Annotated in this window: 13 protein-coding genes and 1 tRNA gene; 9 read left to right on the plus strand and 5 right to left on the minus strand. The window is 58.1% G+C overall.

Features of this window, described 5'->3' with window-relative positions; genetic code table 11:
• Positions 1-37: 37 nt before the first annotated feature.
• Genes AC2FD9_RS04350 through AC2FD9_RS04360 form a run of 3 tightly spaced genes read left to right on the plus strand, consistent with a single transcriptional unit; the run spans position 38 to position 2,615 of the window.
• Positions 38-1,141, plus strand: coding sequence for a mandelate racemase/muconate lactonizing enzyme family protein (locus AC2FD9_RS04350; RefSeq protein WP_496835575.1), 1,104 nt, complete (start codon positions 38-40; stop codon positions 1,139-1,141).
• Positions 1,142-1,152: 11 nt separating this feature from the next.
• Complete coding sequence (locus AC2FD9_RS04355) at positions 1,153-1,884, plus strand: SDR family NAD(P)-dependent oxidoreductase (protein ID WP_282170964.1); 732 nt, start codon at positions 1,153-1,155, stop codon at positions 1,882-1,884.
• On the plus strand, positions 1,881-2,615 hold the full coding sequence (locus AC2FD9_RS04360; protein WP_496835578.1) for an SDR family NAD(P)-dependent oxidoreductase: 735 nt from the start codon (positions 1,881-1,883) through the stop codon (positions 2,613-2,615). Before AC2FD9_RS04355 ends, AC2FD9_RS04360 begins: the two co-directional genes overlap by 4 nt.
• 4 nt (positions 2,616-2,619) lie before the next feature.
• Here the strand turns inward: AC2FD9_RS04360 and AC2FD9_RS04365 are convergent, their stop codons facing one another.
• The 4 genes from AC2FD9_RS04365 to AC2FD9_RS04380 are packed head-to-tail and all read right to left on the minus strand — an operon-like array spanning position 2,620 to position 7,092.
• The gene (locus AC2FD9_RS04365) at positions 2,620-3,960 is read right to left on the minus strand and encodes an NAD(P)/FAD-dependent oxidoreductase (RefSeq protein ID WP_496835580.1); all 1,341 of its coding nucleotides are present in this window, start codon (positions 3,958-3,960) and stop codon (positions 2,620-2,622) included.
• Positions 3,957-5,453 (minus strand): aldehyde dehydrogenase, encoded by a 1,497-nt coding sequence (locus AC2FD9_RS04370; protein WP_496835581.1) that lies wholly within the window; start codon positions 5,451-5,453, stop codon positions 3,957-3,959. Before AC2FD9_RS04370 ends, AC2FD9_RS04365 begins: the two co-directional genes overlap by 4 nt.
• Positions 5,454-5,456: 3 nt before the next feature.
• Entirely contained in the window at positions 5,457-6,374 is a 918-nt protein-coding gene (locus tag AC2FD9_RS04375; protein ID WP_496835583.1) for a dihydrodipicolinate synthase family protein, read from the minus strand.
• A 7-nt stretch (positions 6,375-6,381) separates the two neighbouring features.
• Positions 6,382-7,092, minus strand: a complete 711-nt coding sequence (locus tag AC2FD9_RS04380; protein WP_058275363.1) for a GntR family transcriptional regulator — start codon at positions 7,090-7,092, stop codon at positions 6,382-6,384.
• Positions 7,093-7,229: 137 nt separating this feature from the next.
• On the opposite strand from AC2FD9_RS04380, the gene AC2FD9_RS04385 reads away from it, so the two are divergent.
• Entirely contained in the window at positions 7,230-8,180 is a 951-nt protein-coding gene (locus tag AC2FD9_RS04385) for a GlxA family transcriptional regulator (protein WP_108862113.1), read from the plus strand.
• Between the two features lie 384 nt (positions 8,181-8,564).
• A complete protein-coding gene (locus AC2FD9_RS04390) occupies positions 8,565-9,068 on the plus strand; it encodes a hypothetical protein (RefSeq protein WP_108862112.1) in 504 nt (167 codons plus the stop codon).
• 331 nt (positions 9,069-9,399) lie between these two features.
• On the opposite strand, the gene AC2FD9_RS04395 is transcribed toward AC2FD9_RS04390, so the two are convergent.
• Positions 9,400-9,474 (minus strand) — tRNA-Thr (locus tag AC2FD9_RS04395).
• 83 nt (positions 9,475-9,557) lie between these two features.
• Here AC2FD9_RS04395 and AC2FD9_RS04400 point away from each other — a divergent pair.
• Genes AC2FD9_RS04400 through AC2FD9_RS04415 form a run of 4 tightly spaced genes read left to right on the plus strand, consistent with a single transcriptional unit; the run spans position 9,558 to position 11,972 of the window.
• Entirely contained in the window at positions 9,558-9,713 is a 156-nt protein-coding gene (locus AC2FD9_RS04400) for a hypothetical protein (RefSeq protein WP_199520031.1), read from the plus strand.
• Between the two features lie 6 nt (positions 9,714-9,719).
• On the plus strand, positions 9,720-10,988 hold the full coding sequence (gene murA / locus AC2FD9_RS04405) for a UDP-N-acetylglucosamine 1-carboxyvinyltransferase (protein WP_109312459.1): 1,269 nt from the start codon (positions 9,720-9,722) through the stop codon (positions 10,986-10,988).
• On the plus strand, positions 10,985-11,461 hold the full coding sequence (locus AC2FD9_RS04410; RefSeq protein ID WP_058275388.1) for a DUF2948 family protein: 477 nt from the start codon (positions 10,985-10,987) through the stop codon (positions 11,459-11,461). The genes murA and AC2FD9_RS04410 overlap by 4 nt, the downstream gene beginning before the upstream one ends.
• Before the next feature lie 43 nt (positions 11,462-11,504).
• Entirely contained in the window at positions 11,505-11,972 is a 468-nt protein-coding gene (locus AC2FD9_RS04415; RefSeq protein ID WP_496835587.1) for a GNAT family N-acetyltransferase, read from the plus strand.
• The last annotated feature ends 7 nt before the right edge of the window (positions 11,973-11,979 follow it).

Consider the following 11,979-nt stretch of genomic DNA (forward strand, 5'->3'; position numbering starts at 1 on the left):
GGGTTTGTCCCTTCAATAGCAGTACGGAACACAAGCCGTGAAAATCGCTGAAATTCACATCTATAGCCACGATCTGCCTGTCAAAAACGGCCCGTACACAATGGCCAATGCCGAGGTCTGGGCGCTGGACACCACATTGGTCAAAATGGTGGCCGACAACGGGTTAGTCGGATGGGGCGAGACCTGCCCGGTTGGCCCCACCTATGCTGAGGCCCACGCCGCTGGTGCTCGGGCTGCGTTGGCTCAGATGGCCAAGGGTTTACTGGGTGCCGAGGTCTCTCTGCTTGGGCTGCACCGACGGATGGATGGCATTTTGAACGGACACAACTATGCCAAGGCGGCTATCGACATCGCGGCACATGATCTGCTGGGCAAGCAGTTTGGGATCAGCGTGTCGGAGCTTCTTGGCGGTGCAGAAGTAGACAAGGTTCCGTCATATTATGCGACGGGGGTTGGGGCACCCGACGATATAGCCGTTCTGGCTAGGGAAAAATTGGCTGAAGGTTACCTGCGCCTGCAAATCAAAGTTGGTGGTCGACCGGTTGAAATCGATATCGAAACCATCCGCAAAGTGTGGGAGGCAATCGGCGGGTCAGGCATGCGGCTGGCCGTGGATGGAAACCGCGGCTGGACAACCCGTGATGCGTTGCGTGTCAGCCGCGAATGCCCGGACATTCCGTTTGTCATGGAACAACCCTGCGATACGATCGAAGATCTGCAAAAGATACGGTCACAAGTGAGCCACCCGATCTACATGGACGAAAATGCCACCAATCTGAATACGGTTATCACTGCGGTGGGCACTGGTCTGGTGGATGGGTTCGGCATGAAAGTCACGCGGATCGGTGGCCTGCAGCCCATGCGCGCGTTCCGAGATCTCTGCGAAGCGCGGAATCTGCCCCATACCTGCGACGACAGTTGGGGAGGGGACATTATTGCCGCAGCATGCACACATATCGGCGCGACTGTTCGACCCGATCTGCTGGAAGGCGTTTGGCTGGCTGCGCCATACATCGAAGGCAATTACGATCCCCAGAATGGAATTCGCATTGAAGGCGGGCATATCCAAGTTCCAACCGGGCCGGGGTTGGGCGTCGTTCCCGACGAAACCCGCTTTGGCGCGCCGGTCGCATCTTTCTGATGGAGCATATCATGGAGTTTGCGGGAAAATCAGCTTTGGTCACGGGCGCTGCAGGGGGGATCGGAACCACTCTGGTGCGCCGCCTACGTGCCGCCGGCGCGCAGGTTGCCGTTGCTGACCGCCTGACTGACGGGATCGAGGCCGAGGCCCATCTGCCTGGTGATCTGCTGGACCCGACCTATGCCGATGCACTTCCGCAAAGGGCAGCAGATGCGCTGGGCGGGTTGGACATTGTTGTTAACAACGCAGGTGTCATTACGCGGGGTGCCGTCACTGAAACCTCGGATCAGGATTGGTCTCTGTCTCTGGGCGTGAACGTCGAAGCCCCCTTTCGCATTTGCCGCGCTGCGATCCCGATTATGGCTGCCAACGGAGGCGGTGCGATCGTAAACACCGCATCCTGCTGGGGCCTGCGCCCCGGTCCAAACCACGCTGTCTATTGCATGACCAAGGCCGCGATTGCCTCTCTGACTCAATGCATGGGGATGGACCACGCCCATCAGGGCATCCGCATCAACGCGGTTTGCCCGAACGAGGTGAACACGCCTATGTTGCGATCCGGTTTTGCCAAGCGTGGCTTCGACCCGGACACAGCTGTCGCCAAGCTGGGGCAGACTGTTCCCTTGGGGCGAATTGCTGAACCCGAAGACATTGCTGATGTAATCCTGTTTCTGGCCTCGGATGCGTCGCGCTATATCTGCGGCGCGGTGCTTGAGGTGAACGGAGGCAAGCCAGTATCATGACCCGATTTGAAGGCAAAACCGCCCTTGTCACCGGCGGACGCAGCGGGATCGGTCGGGCTATTGCTGAGCGATTGTGTCAGGACGGGGCGCAGGTGTTTACCGCGCAGCGCGGGCAAAATCCCAGGTTCGAAGGGATCGAGGCAGATTTTGGTGATCCGAGCAGCCCGCAATCTGTGGTAAATCAGGTCGTTGAGCGGGCAGGGCGTCTGGATATCCTCGTCAACAACGCGGGCATGATGCAGGAAGTCCTTGTCGAAGACATGAGCCTGGAGGATTGGCAGCGCAACCTGACAGTCAACCTGACGGCTCCTTTTCTGCTGATCAAGGCGGCGCTGCCCCATCTGCGGCAGACGCAAGGGAACATCGTCAATATCGGCTCAATCGAAGGATTGGGCTGTAATCCTGGCCATGCGGCCTATTGTGCGACCAAAGCCGGGTTGCACGGATTGACCCGTGCCGTCGCCGTGGATCACGGGGCGGAGAGGGTCCGGTGCAACGCGGTGGCGCCCGGCTGGATCGACACTGAACTGAACATGGGTTTCATCGACGCTCAGCCGGATCCGGATGCATTTCGCCGCGACATTGGCCGCATTCATCCCGTCGCCCGGACTGGCCGACCAGAGGAGGTCGCGGCAGTGGTAGCGTTTCTTGCGTCCGAGGACGCAAGCTTTGTCACCGGTCAGATTTACACGGTGGATGGGGGTCGCATGTCCAAGCTCAGCCTGCCCTGACAGGTCATTCCTTTCCTGAACGCCACTCTTTCCAAATCAGATAGCTATTTGCACCCAATGATGCGAACGGCTCTGGCGGCAGGCGCGACGGCATCGGTTGGGTCAGGAAATGATCCGCGATGTCCGATCCGCCCTGCGTGAACAATTCCGCCACTGCCATGCCCTGCAATGTCCCTCGGGAAATTCCCAAGCCGTTCTGACAACAGGCCGAGAAGACGCCCTCATCCAACTCTCCGAATGCTGCTGATCCGTTTCGGCTAAGGCAAAGCATTCCGGCCCAACGATGCTCCATTTGCACCTGGGGCAGATGCGGGAACCGTTCGCGAAATTTGCGGTCGTGCACCCAGCCTGCATTGCGCAGGCGCATTGGGCTGGTCTCGATTGTCGGATGAAAAGTTGAACAGGACCGGATCAAAATCCGGTCGCCATAGCTGCCTGAGACCCGCCGGACTGAGGTGCCCATCGGATCGGCCGGAGTGACCGACCAGCGGGATTGACCGCCCAATGTCGTGATCTGTTCAGGCGTCAAACGCTCGGTGATCGACGCGTAAAGGCAGATGTGCATCAGTCGGCGTTCGTAAAAGCCAAAGCTCTCCAGATGGCCGTTATTGGCTAGAATTATGCGGCCCGTCGAAACCTGCGCTTCAGGTGTTTTCACAAGCCATCCCACGCCTTGTTTTTCAAAGCCGGTAACAGGAGAGTTTTCGAACAGATCAATATGTGGCGATAGGTGAGAGGACAGAGCGCGAATGTAGCCGGCGGGCTGGATCATCACTGTGCCGGGTGCGTAGAGGCCCGAGCTGTAGTGCGGGCTGCCCGTGATCTCTTGCATCTGTTGGCGGTCAAAAAGCGTGCTAGGCTCTCCCAACCGATCCAGATGTGCGGCGAATTCGCGGTTGTGCCTGTCCCCGGCTCGTGTGGCAGCGGCGTTGAACTTACCGCAGGGGTCGAACATTTCCTGCGGCAGGTCGCATTCATCTGCCACGCTCGTCGCAAACCTTATTGCGCGGCGGTTTAGGGCTATGGTTGCGCGGTCCGCTTCCAGCCCGCCTCCGGCGTAATTGTCCGAGGCCAGATCATGGGGCAGATCGATCATGAAGCCCGAATTGCGGCCAGCGGAACCTTCGGCAAAACGACCGGCCTCTAGCAGAACAACCTTGAGCGCCGGGTCAAGCTGGCGCAGCCTGCGCGCGGCGCTCAGCCCGGTAAACCCGCCACCGACAATTGTGACATCGGCTGAGATGTTCTGTTCAAGTCGGGGTAGCGATGTTTGGGGCGGCAAAATGGCGTTCCACCCCGCCGGCCCGGTCTGTCGTGGCAGCCGTTTTGCAGTATAGGCCGTCAATCGATCGCCTCGTCCGCGTCATCGGCCAGATCAATCCAGATGGTTTTCAACTGGGTGTACTGGTCGTGGGCATGGACCGAGTTGTCGCGGCCACCAAAACCGGATTGTTTGTAGCCGCCGAAGGGGGTGGTGATGTCACCCTCGCCAAAGCTGTTCACCGTCACGGTTCCGGCGCGGATCGCCCGCGCGCCGCGTATGGCTCGCTTGGCGTTAGCCGTAAAGATCGAAGCACACAGGCCATAGTCGGTGTCATTGGCAATCTTGATGGCCTCGTCAAAGCCAGACACTTCGATCACCGACAGAACGGGACCAAAGATCTCTTCGCGCGCTAAAGTGCTGTGATTGCCGGGCACTTCGACCACGGTCGCTTCGACAAAACCCTTGTTGGCATTGCCACCAATCACCACGTTTTCGGCTTGCTCTAAGTAGCCGCAGACCTTGTTGTAGTGGCCTTCGCTGACCAACGCACCCATTCGGGTTTCCGGGTCCAGCGGATCACCGATGTTCCACTGCTTCGCGTGATGGGCGATCCGCTCCAGCAACTCGGCCTTTACGTCCTTGTGCACGATCAGACGGGACGAGGCGGAACAATTCTCACCCATATTCCAGAACGCGCCATTCACGACATGGGCCGCCACGCGGTCAAGGTTCTCGGCGTCATCCATCACGATGGCCGGGTTCTTGCCGCCCATCTCCAACACAACCTCTTTGGCGTTGCTTTCCGCCGAATAAGTCAGGAACCGTTTGCCAGTGACGGTCGAGCCGGTGAAAGAGACCATGTCGATATCCATGTGTCGACCAATCGGCTCACCGACATCAGCGCCGCCACCGGGCACGATGTTCAAAACGCCGCGCGGCAGGCCCGCCTCCATCGCCAGTTCCGCGAGGCGCAGGGCGGTCAGCGTGGTTTCGGTCGCCGGTTTCACCACGACGGAACAGCCCGCCGCCAGCGCTGGCCCGATCTTCCACGCCAGCATCAGCAGCGGGAAGTTCCACGGCAGCACCAACCCCACAACTCCGATGGGTTCGCGCACCACCATGGCGATGTGGTCGTCGCTGGCGGGCGAGACCTGATCATAGATTTTGTCGATCGCCTCGGCATGCCATTTCAGGCAGTGGATCGTTTCGGGGATATCCACGGTTTCGCAGTCATAGATGGTCTTGCCGCTGTCGATACTCTCCATCACTGCCAATTCACGGGCATTGCGAGTCATCAACTTGGCCAGTCGGATCAGTATGTCCTTGCGATCCGAGGGGTGCATCCTGGACCAGCGTCCATCGTCAAACGCCTCGCGCGCTTTTTCGACGGCAAAATCCACATCCGCCGCGTCGCAAGCGGCAATATCGGCCAGTTTCTCGCCTGTAGCGGGGTTCACCGTCTCAAAAGTCTTGCCAGAGACAGCCGGGCGGAAAGCGCCGTCGATGAAGGCGCCGGTGGGCAAGGTCAGGCCCGCAGCGATGGATTTGTATTCGTCCTGTGTCAGCAATTCCATGCCTTAGCCCTCCGCCACGATATCTGCGATTGTTTTCTTCAGCACGCGCGTCACCTGTTCCAAAGCGCGTTTGTCATCCTTGTTCAGCCCCTTAAGCGGGGGCCGCATCGCGCCTGCGTTGATCCCGTTCATGGTGACGCCATGCTTGATGGTCTGGATGAACTTGCCGCCCTGTTCCAGCACCCGCATCAACGGCATCATGGCGGACATGATGCGGCGGCCCTTTGCGAAGTTCCCTTCGACAACGCAGGCTTGATATAGTGCTACATGTTCGGCTGGCAGGAAGTTCGACCCACCGCAGACCCAGAACGGTGCGCCCCAGGCGAAGAATTCCAGCGCCTGATCATCCATGCCGCAGCCAAGCTGGATATGCGGGTAATCCCGCGCCAACAAATGCACCCGGTTGATATCCCCTGAGCTTTCCTTGATGCCGCAGAAGTTTCGGCTGCGCCCCACGCGGTCAAGGAATTCTTCCCCCATCATTGTACCGGTGCGGTGCGGGTAGTTGTACAACATCACCGGCAAGTCAGCGGCCTTGTCGATGGCCAGCGCGTTCAGGGCGTTTTCCCGATCGGTCGGCACCGAATAGGGTGGGCTGGCCAGCAGGATCGCGTCTGCGCCAATCTCACGCGCGCCCGAGGCCAGCGCGATAGAATCCGGCGTCAGCATCGCGCCGGTTCCGACCACCAAAGGCAACCGACTTTTCAACTGCTTATGCGTGAACGACGCCACTTCCAGCCGTTCTTCGACGGTCTGGGCATAGTTCTCACCCGTTGACCCGCCCGAGATCAGCCCGTGCACACCATTCTCAATCAGGTATTCGATCACGTGGGACAGGGCATCCCAGTTCACGCGGCCATCTTGGTGATAGGGCGTGACCACCGGGGTATAGATCCCCTCAAATCTGAAAATCGGGTTCATTCCGTCCTCATGCAGGTTTTGAAAGGGGCGGGATACCCATCGGGATATCCAGCGCAGCAGGCATCACGAACAGTTCGATTTGGTCGCGTGACAGGTTCCAGTGATCCTCGGCCAGCTGCGCAGCAGCCGCCTCATCGCCCGCCTCGATGGCGGCGATGATGGCGTCATGCTGGCGACTTGCTTCAGACAGATTCTCGGCCTTGTGCACGGATTGGGGTCTGTAGAAGGTCATCCCGATCCGGGCATGGTCGATCAGCAACCGGTTGAATGATGGCCGCAAGTAGACATTGCCTGACATCTCTCCGGTCACATCATGAAAGCGGTTATTGGCCAATGCCCGATCTTCGGCGGATCCGGACTGCAACGCAGCCTTGAACGCCTGTTGCGCGTCTTTCAAGTCGTTGATCTGAGTTCGTGTGGCGTTCTGCGCGGCAAGTCGCAAAACCGCGCCATAGACCATGGGTGCAGCCAGAAAGAAGTCACGCAGGGTGGTATAAGACATCTCAGACACCCGGGCACTGCGGTTGGTGCGTAAGTCCAGATAGCCTTCGCCCGCCAGTTGCCGGAACACTTCGCGCAACGGTGTCCGGGACAAGCCGAAAGCGTCGGACAGATGCGCTTCGTCCAAATCTGTGCCTGGTTGCAGGCGCAGCGTCAGGATCGACACCTTCAGGTGCTCCATCAACTCTGCCTTACGGGATTTGGCGTCGTCTTTCATCCGTTCCTCCAACAGTCGCTGCGCGAATCGTGTCGGCTAATTCGTTCATTCTCTGTATTCTAAAAAAATACAAGTTGTATACAGAAAAGAATCGTGCAGCATAGGCCGTCGACCACGTCAAACTGAATCGGACGTCTATGCGCCAACCCCGCCACATCACTTTCATCCTGATCGAGGAATTCTCGCATCTCGCCTTTTCCTGCGCGGTCGAGCCGCTGCGCATTGCCAACCTCGTCAGCGGTCAAGATCTGTATGAGTGGTCTTTTGTATCCGAACACAGCAAGCAGGCCGTCTGTTCCAACGGGTCGGTGACTTTGGTTCATGGGGGACTGGACGCGTTGCCAAAGACCGACCAACTGTTCGTGCTGTCAGGTATTCATATGCGCAACCATGTCTCGCGCCCTTTGCTTGCAACCCTGCGGCGCGAGCGGGCGAGAGGTACGGCCATCGGCGCCTTGTGTTCGGGCGCGTGGTTGCTGGCCGAGGCAGGATTTCTGGACGGGATGCAGGCCGCCATTCACTGGGAGTACCACGATGCCTTTATGGAGGCCTTTCCCGAGGTGAATCTGGTGCGCAGTGTCTTTGTCGCCGATGAAAAGCACATCACCGCCTCGGGTGGCACGGCGACCGCCGACCTGATGTTGCACCTGATTGAAAGGGACCACGGCGAAGAGTTGTCCATCGCGGTTGCTGACCAGATGGTCTACAACGCCGTGCGCAATGCCACAGCCAAACAGCGCGTGTCCCTTCAATCGCGCAACGGGATGCGTAACGCGCATCTCGCCAAGGCAATTCATATCATGCAGGACTGCATCGAGGCACCGGTTTCCCCATCTGATATTGCCGGGGATCTGGGGATTTCAACACGCCAGTTGGAACGGTTGTTCGGTAAATACCTCAACACGTCGCCCAAGAAGTACTTTATGGAGCTTCGGCTGGAGCGCGCTCAGAAGCTGTTATTGCAAACCGAGGCATCCGTGACCGAAGTGGCAATGGCCTGCGGGTTCGAAAATCCGGGACATTTTTCGCGCGTTTACCGGTCGAGTTTTGGTGTGACGCCACATGCTCAAAAGAACAAGATAGACTAAGTGATAAGGACGGGGGGAGCGTCTCTGTCCTAAGGCGAGCCTGGCTGAACAGGCGCTCACCCCCTGATCCTGCTTCGTACCCCCTCGTTAAAACTTTACTGGTAAACTGGTCAGCAGGATTGAGTATTCATACATATCGAAGTGGGCATAACTATTACAAGATCGTGTCAGATATGTGTGCTTTTTGTTTAAAACATTAACGTTTGCGGTGTTCACCAGTTGACCAAATGGCTCAAAACAGGCCAACTTTAGGGTGAAATGTATAGACAGACTCTGAAGTTGGCCAAAAAAGACGACAAATCGGGAAATTCTGACCGCAATTCCCATGCGGGCGATGCCGTCAGATTTTATATCTTCATCACAATTTGACGGTGGAGGATACCAATGCACTTGGAAATCGGTAAATCTGACTCCCGCTTCGCCAACGGCGCGGTTTCTCGTGCCAGTCGCGAGCGTCAGATTTGCGATGCGGCCAAATTGGCCGAAGCTGCCTTTTCCGAACTGACCGCTGTTGCGGGTCGCGCGCCGGATATGGCGGCGTCCAACGGTCAGGTTTTTCAGGTGTTCCGTTGGTATTTCTTGTCGGCTTATTGCACGCGATTGCTGACCAACGCCGCCCATCGGCTAGAGCGTCAAACTTTACAGGTCTCGATGGACGTGTTCAGCGCCGTTAGAATGATCCTGCCGGACACAGAGGTTGAAGCATCCATGGCCCTGGCTCAGGGTGAAGTGACAACACCGGCCGCGGCGCGCTTGAACAAGATCGGATGCCGTGGACATTCTGCGGGCTGGATCGCCGCAAAGCTGAATCAGCAAGGTCGGGACACCCCGTCAGAGATCAAGAGCTCGCTTGCGGGCGCATTGTCAGCGTCGGAACGGCGTATTTGACGCGACCGGGGATCCCACACGCGCTGGGCAATTTCGACAAAAAATAATTCCACGCACTGTCGGTTTCTCAATGGGAGAGTGGATCGACAAATTCAAGTTTATCCCGGCAAGTGGGGCTTACAAACGTCAAGTCCCACCCCCGTTTGAGGAAGGTTGCATTCATACTCCGCGAACAAGGCGTTTTGAGCTGAATGGTCCAAAGTAAACTCAATACCTCACGCGCAATTCGAACCGCACCACCGGGCTTGATACGTCCATGGCACATGCGAGCGGGTACTGGGCAGCCATGCTCATAACCGAGCAGCGTGCGCATTATTCAATGAAGATTATATGGTGCTGCTGGAGAGAATTGAACTCTCGACCTCTCCCTTACCAAGGGAGTGCTCTACCTCTGAGCTACAGCAGCGCTGTGGGCGGGTGATTAGACTCAAACGAAACGCGGCGCAAGGGTGTCTGGACGGTTTTTTTCGTCTCCTGTAGAGAAAGACAATGGCAGATAAAAATTCACCTAAAAAAGACGGTAAATCCGGGGACGCGCGCGAAGAACGGCTTAAGGCCGCGCTTAAGGCGAATATGGCGCGGCGCAAGGCGCAGGCCAAGGCGCGGGCGGCATCCGAGGACAAGACCGGCAAGGACGAGGGATAAGAGCAGATGGATTCGATTTTGGTAACGGGCAACGGGCCGCTGAACGGTCAGATACCGATTGCGGGGGCCAAGAACGCATGCCTGACGCTGATGCCCGCAACGTTGCTCAGCGAAGAACCGCTGACGCTAACCAATGCACCGCGACTGAGTGACATCAAAACAATGACTGCGCTGTTGCAATCGCTCGGGGCCGAGGTGTCCTCGTTGCAGGATGGTCAGGTGCTGGCGATGTCCAGCCATGATCTGACCAGTCAGACAGCGGATTATGAGATCGTGCGCAAGATGCGGGCGTCCAATCTGGTGCTGGGTCCTTTGCTGGCGCGTTTTGGACAGGCCGTTGTGTCGTTGCCGGGGGGGTGTGCCATCGGTGCGCGGCCGATGGACCTGCATGTCGAAGGTCTTGAGGCGCTGGGCGCCGAGATCGAGCTTAAAGACGGTTACTTGCACGCCAAAGCCCCGGGTGGGCTGAAAGGCGCAGTGCATGAGATGCGCTTTGCCTCGGTGGGCGCGACTGAGAACATCGTTATGGCCGCCACGCTGGCCAAAGGCACGACCGTTCTGAAGAACGCCGCGCGTGAGCCGGAGATTGTTGACCTGGTTGAGTGCCTACGCAAGATGGGTGCGCAGATTTCGGGTGAGGGGACCTCGACCATCGAGATTCAGGGCGTTGATCGCCTGCATGGTGCAACGCATCAGGTGGTGACCGACCGGATCGAACTGGGCACATATATGTTGGCCCCGGCCATGTGCGGCGGTGAAGTTGAGTTGTTGGGTGGTCGGATGGCTTTGGTCGAATCTTTTGCGGCCAAGCTGGATGCGGCGGGAGTGCATGTCGAAGAAACCCCAAATGGCCTGAAGGTTGCCCGTAAGAACGGCCGTGTTAACGCTGTGGACGTTGTGACCGAGCCGTTTCCCGGCTTCCCGACGGATTTGCAGGCGCAGATGATGGCGCTGATGTGCACGGCCGAAGGTACCTCTGTTCTAGAAGAACGTATCTTTGAGAACCGCTTCATGCACGCCCCGGAATTGGTGCGCATGGGCGCGAATATTGAAGTGCACGGTGGTACGGCGACCGTGACCGGGGTTGAACGTCTGAAGGGAGCGCCCGTGATGGCGACGGATTTGCGGGCCTCAGTCTCGTTGATTCTGGCCGGAATGGCGGCTGAAGGGGAAACGACAGTCAGTCGGGTCTATCATCTGGACCGCGGATATGAACATGTGGTGCGTAAGCTGGAAGGCGTGGGCGCAAAGATTGAACGGATCAAAGGCCAATGACAGATGCAAGTTTCGAAGACGGACGTGAGGCCCCACTGAATCTGGGGGCCGAGGATGCTGATGACCTTCAGGTGATCTCGACCTTGGCACAGGATGCGATTTTCCCAATCACCGAGATGACATGGCGGCCCTCTGAGCGTCGCTTTGGCCTGTTGCTGAACCGGTTCCGCTGGGAAGACAAGGATGCCGCCGCCCGCCGCGACCGCCCGTTTGAACGGGTACAGTCGGTTCTGGTTTTCGATTCAGTGCTGTCTGTGGCGAGCCAGGGGGTCGAACGCGGCGACAAGGAAATGGTGATGTCCTTGCTGTCGATTGATTTCGAAGCGGGCGAAGACGGTGCCGGGCAGATCATGCTAACACTGGCCGGAGATGGTACGATCCGCTTGTCGGTCGAGGCGCTGGATGTCACCCTCAAGGACGTGACCCGGCCGTATCAGGCCCCATCCGGTCAGGCACCGCACCATCCGGAATAAGCGCGGCATAGCGCAGGCATTCACCGGCCCCCCCCAGGGTCTGGTGCTGCGTCGTGCGACCGTTTTCGACGTGTTCGATCTAAGCCGTGTTCTGGTCCGGTCAATTACCGAGCTTTGCACGGCGGACCATCAGGATGATCCTAAGGTGATCGCACAATGGACCGCAAACAAGGATCCGGCGACGATCAGGGGCTGGATCAGGAACGGCGTACAAATCTGGCTTGCCGAGAATAACGGGCAGACTGCGGCAGTCGGTGGGCTGACCGAAGCTGGAGAAATCACGCTTTTGTATATCGATCCAGATCACATTGGTTGGGGTATTGGCGGCGCTTTGTTGAAGGCGCTTGAGCAAGAACTTATCGACTTTGGCTGTGCCGAGGGGCAGCTTGAAGCCACCCAAACGGCACAGGGTTTCTATGTGCGGCACGGCTGGGAAGCCACCGGAGGATGCAGTCAGCGCAATGACGTGTCCTGTCTGTGTATGCGCAAATCGTTGCACCTACAGGACTGAGGGTTGA

This window comes from Ruegeria sp. YTSC230 (assembly GCF_059609665.1).

What these genes read in the sequence shown, in the direction of transcription:
- AC2FD9_RS04380 (WP_058275363.1), bottom strand. Translation starts at nt 7,092, where the DNA reads ATGAAAGACGACGCCAAATCCCGTAAGGCAGAGTTGATGGAGCACCTG.
- AC2FD9_RS04390 (WP_108862112.1), top strand. Translation starts at nt 8,565, where the DNA reads ATGCACTTGGAAATCGGTAAATCTGACTCCCGCTTCGCCAACGGCGCG.
- AC2FD9_RS04360 (WP_496835578.1), top strand. Translation starts at nt 1,881, where the DNA reads ATGACCCGATTTGAAGGCAAAACCGCCCTTGTCACCGGCGGACGCAGC.
- murA (WP_109312459.1), top strand. Translation starts at nt 9,720, where the DNA reads ATGGATTCGATTTTGGTAACGGGCAACGGGCCGCTGAACGGTCAGATA.
- AC2FD9_RS04375 (WP_496835583.1), bottom strand. Translation starts at nt 6,374, where the DNA reads ATGAACCCGATTTTCAGATTTGAGGGGATCTATACCCCGGTGGTCACG.
- AC2FD9_RS04400 (WP_199520031.1), top strand. Translation starts at nt 9,558, where the DNA reads ATGGCAGATAAAAATTCACCTAAAAAAGACGGTAAATCCGGGGACGCG.
- AC2FD9_RS04370 (WP_496835581.1), bottom strand. Translation starts at nt 5,453, where the DNA reads ATGGAATTGCTGACACAGGACGAATACAAATCCATCGCTGCGGGCCTG.
- AC2FD9_RS04355 (WP_282170964.1), top strand. Translation starts at nt 1,153, where the DNA reads ATGGAGTTTGCGGGAAAATCAGCTTTGGTCACGGGCGCTGCAGGGGGG.
- AC2FD9_RS04410 (WP_058275388.1), top strand. Translation starts at nt 10,985, where the DNA reads ATGACAGATGCAAGTTTCGAAGACGGACGTGAGGCCCCACTGAATCTG.
- AC2FD9_RS04385 (WP_108862113.1), top strand. Translation starts at nt 7,230, where the DNA reads ATGCGCCAACCCCGCCACATCACTTTCATCCTGATCGAGGAATTCTCG.